At 59.1% G+C, this 3,466-nt stretch carries 3 protein-coding genes; all 3 read left to right on the top strand.

The genetic code is table 11. From position 1 onward, the window contains the following. Positions 1 to 386, top strand: a 386-nt coding sequence (locus tag VI215_05665) for an ABC transporter permease (protein ID HEY6191799.1), incomplete at its 5' end; no start/stop codon positions are given. A gap of 245 nt (positions 387 to 631) precedes the next feature. After that, a complete protein-coding gene (gene hemN / locus VI215_05660; GenBank protein HEY6191798.1) occupies positions 632 to 2,011 on the top strand; it encodes an oxygen-independent coproporphyrinogen III oxidase in 1,380 nt (459 codons plus the stop codon). A 231-nt stretch (positions 2,012 to 2,242) separates the two neighbouring features. Beyond that, the coding region (locus VI215_05655; protein HEY6191797.1) for a PAS domain S-box protein at positions 2,243 to 3,466 on the top strand (1,224 nt) is incomplete at its 3' end.

Here is a 3,466-nt window from a genome sequence, read left to right as displayed (position 1 = left end):
CCCTGCTCTTCAAGATCGATATCATGTCGAATTTTGTGAACCTTACTCTGATCCTGGTCGCGGCCGCGATGGCCTGCACCTCGTTCGGGATGCTCCTCTCCGCGGTTTCCAAAACGTCCTCCCAGGCGAACGGACTCGGGACCTTCCTGATCCTCACGATGAGCTCCATCGGCGGCGCCTGGTTCCCCACCTCGTTCATGCCCGGGTACATTCAGACGATCAGCAAAGGGACGATCGTCTACTGGTCGATGGACGGCTTTCTGCAGGTCCTCTGGCGGGGCGCCCCCCTCGTCGACATCCTCCCGAACCTGGGAGTTCTGCTTGCGATCGCAACGGTCATCACAAGCGTGAGCGTCCTCCAGTTCAAGAAGGGCCACGTGTTTTAGACCCACCACCCTCACCCGATCAACCCATTCCTGATACAAAGGCGCCCCTCGATTCTCAAGATTGAGAAATGTCGTGCTATTTCGCCGGAATACCGCGATAATCCGTGCGCGGATCTCATTTCGGACGAGGGTCGTCCATGGCACAGGAATTGCCATATACCCGGCATGAGTCCGTCGCCGGAAGCGGGGAATCATCCCTGCCCGACCGCAAACGGAGAGTCGAGCTTCACTATCAGGGTGAAAGAATGAACGAAAAAGTTCTCGAACTGATCCGGAAATATGATCGACCGGGTCCCCGCTACACGAGCTATCCTCCCGCGCCGGTATTCTCGGCGGAATACGGGCCGAACGAACATCTCTCTGCGATTCAATCGGTAGAGAGCTCCCCCCAGAACCAGGACCTGTCGCTCTACTTTCACATCCCTTTCTGCGACACGCTCTGTTACTTCTGCGGGTGCACGACCGTGATCACGCACGACCGGGGACGGATGGAAGAATATATCCGCTATCTCAAAACGGAAATCGATCTCCTCGCGGCCCGGCTGAATCCCGGTCGTAGGGTCGTCCAGATGCATTGGGGCGGAGGATCCCCCACGTACCTCACGCCCGCGCAGATTCGGGACCTGGGATCGCACATTCGCAAGTCGTTCCGGTTTGACGAAGACGCGGAAGTGAGCGTCGAGGTCGATCCGAGGGAGCTGATGTACGACCATCTCCTGTCGCTCCGGGAAGCCGGCTTCAACCGCATGAGCGTCGGAGTGCAGGACTTCGACCCGATCGTGCAGAAGGCGGTGAACCGCGTTCAAAGCGAATTCATCACCCGCCAGGCCATCGACTGGAGCCGCGAGCTCGGATTTACGGGACTCAACATCGATCTCATCTACGGCCTTCCCTTCCAGACCGCCTCGTCGTTCGAGAAAACCCTCTCCAGGGTCTGCGGAATGTTTCCGGAACGGATCGCCGTCTATAACTTCGCGTACGTTCCCCGCATCAAGCCCCACCAGAGGGTGATCCGGCCGGAAGATCTCCCCTCGCCGGAATCGAAGCTCGAGCTTCTCTTTTCCACGATCGGGCGGCTCTCCGAGGCGGGATACGACTATATCGGAATGGACCACTTCGCCAGGCCGGACGACGAGCTGGCACGGGCCCAGCGAAACGGCACCCTCCGCCGGAACTTCCAGGGGTACTCGACCAGGGCGGGATCGGATATGTACGGATTGGGGATGTCGGCGATCAGCCATTTCGGCACTTATTATGGACAGAACGCCAAGACTCTGCAGGAATACTACCGCGCCATCGACGCGGGAACCTTCGCGACGCGCGTCGGATACCGGATGACCCCGGACGATCAGCTCAGGAAGTCCGTGATCATGAGACTGATGTGCGATCTTCAGCTCGATACCGTCCGCCTCGGAAAGGAATTTGAAATCCACTTTGACGAATACTTCCGCGAAGCCCTGGAAAAACTCCGTCCCCTCATCGACGACGGCCTCGTGACGAGGACGCCGGAACTTCTCACCGTGACGTCGCCGGGCAGGTTGTTCCTCCGCAATATTGCGATGTGTTTCGACGCGTATCTCCTGGAGGACCGGCAGCGAACGCCCCTCTATTCCCGGACGGTCTGAGGACTAAACTGAATTATTACCCACACATGGGGTAGTGTCTTATTGTGTCATCCTGAGCGAAGCGAAGGATCTTGCAGATAGGAAAGACGAGATCCTTCGGTCGCTCCGCTCCCTCAGGATGACATGTTTGGTGAAATTGAGACAGTACGACAATTCGGGGTTGCGGGAAAATCATCGGCGAAATCGCTACATTGCGGCGACATTTTTGCTGGAGCGCGCAAGCTGGCCCGAATGAAAATGATAAAGCCCCGTCCGAAGAATGCTGCGCGGGGGAAAACCCTCCTTCCGCAGGATTTCCTCGACGCGTCCCCGAATCTGATTCTTGTCGTGTCGCCGGAGGGATCGATTCTTCAGGTCAACCGGCGTACATCGGACGTGTTGAAAGCCCCCGGAAAATCGCTGATCGGATCGTCGTTCTACGACTGGTGCATGCCCGCCGAGCGCGACCGGATGATGCACGCCCTGTCGGACACTCTCGCCGGCCGCGGGCTCCGGCAGGCGGAAATCCTCCTCAGGGCGTCGGACGGATCCGGGACAAGCGTCGACTTCACCGTGGGGTGTTATTCTCCGGGCGGGGGAGGGGAGGATCGCCGCGTCCTGACAGGGCGCGATGTCTCGGAAGAGAAGCGGAAGGAGCTCGATTTGCTCCGCTTCTCCAACATCGCTCATTTCACCGTAAACCCCATCGAGATCACCGATCCGAACGGCCGGATCGTCTACGTCAACCCGGCCTTCGAGAAGGCGAGCGGGTACTCGAAGGAAGAGCTCGTCGGCAAGAATCCGAACGTCTTCGGGAGCGGGAAGCACCCCAGGCGGTTCTGGGAGGGGATGTGGAAGACGATCACTTCGGGCAGGGTCTGGGTCGGGGAGATCGAAAACCGCCGCCGGTCGGGGGAACCGTTCTTTACCCAGTTGCTGATTTCGCCGATCATCGATGCGGCCGGAAAGATCGTGGGATTCTTCGGTGTGCACCGGGATATCACGGGACAGAAGAGCCTCGAGCAGCAGCTGATTCACGCGCAGAAGATGGAGAGCATCGGCATGCTCGCCGCCGGCCTGGCCCACGAGGTCGGGAACCCGCTCACCTCGATTTCGTCCCTCGTCCAGGTCATCCAGAGGACGACGGCCGACGATTTCACGCAGGACAAGCTCGAGCTCATCAAAAGCCAGATCAACCGCATCTCGAAGATCATCCGGGACCTTGTCGATTTCTCGCGGCGGTCGAGCTACGAAGTCCAGCTCACCGACGTCAACAAGTGCATCAAGGATTCGGTGGAGATCGTCCGCATCGGAAAGAAATCCAAGGGGATCTCCTTCGGGGTCGATTTTGCGGAATCGATTCCCCAGCTTCCGCTCGTGCCGGACCAGATCGAGCAGGTGTTCATCAATATTCTGATCAACGCCGTCGACGCGATTCATGCCCGGCCGGACGCGCCGGGCCGTGTCGCCGGCGGG

The organism is Bacteroidota bacterium (genome assembly GCA_036522515.1).
GTDB lineage: Bacteria > Bacteroidota > Ignavibacteria > UBA10030 > SZUA-254 > VBOC01.
This window is presented reverse-complemented; position numbering and strand designations above follow the sequence as displayed.

Excerpts from the sequence above, each read along its gene's own strand:
- hemN (HEY6191798.1), top strand. The coding sequence starts at position 632 with ATGAACGAAAAAGTTCTCGAACTGATCCGGAAATATGATCGACCGGGT.